The following is a 618-nucleotide window of genomic DNA, read 5'->3' on the forward strand; positions in this document are numbered from 1 at the left end:
AACGTTTATGTGTATGGAAAGTTGCGTGCTTGTGTGCGAGGATTTTCCGAAGGAAAATCGGATGCAAGCAAGCAAAGCAACTGACATTGGTTTAGTATAAAACTAGCAATTTTTTATACACGGTGTTGTAAGTAGTTTTTTATTTTTTGTCGGTTTTATTTTCTTTAACAGAGTCTTTTATTAGTGCGTTATAAATATATTCAGGTGTCTTTTTCTTTAGCTTAGACATTTCCTTTTCGATGTGCTTAGATAGAAATTCTTTTTCCTTTTCGTTCAAATTTTCTAGAATTCCAACTCGACCATAAAAACTTATGTTTTCGTCTTCTTTATGTACAAGAACTATTAAAGGATATCCGTTTTGAGCTTCAAACATTTCCAAGTTATTCTCAATTCCCGTTTTCGGATTTGGTCGGTCTAAAAAATAGGTGAAACTCACATTTTTTTCTGTTGAACTATCGAAAGGGTCACTTGTCGGATTCGCATAATTAATAATTCCTTGAACTTCGTAAAAGTCCGATTCATTAAAGTCCGAATATTTCTTTTCTGATTTACAGGAAATAAGTCCGAAACTCAATGAAATTAATATGGTTAGCGTTTTTCTCAAATTACTTACAACGT

1 protein-coding gene is annotated in these 618 nt (G+C 32.4%); it reads right to left on the bottom strand.

The window, feature by feature from the left end:
• Positions 1–139 precede the first annotated feature (139 nt).
• Positions 140–618: hypothetical protein (locus ACFFGA_RS14820; RefSeq protein ID WP_386065195.1), on the bottom strand; the 479-nt coding region annotated here is incomplete at its 5' end.

The organism is Winogradskyella pulchriflava, assembly GCF_042434315.1.
Classification (GTDB): domain Bacteria; phylum Bacteroidota; class Bacteroidia; order Flavobacteriales; family Flavobacteriaceae; genus Winogradskyella; species Winogradskyella pulchriflava.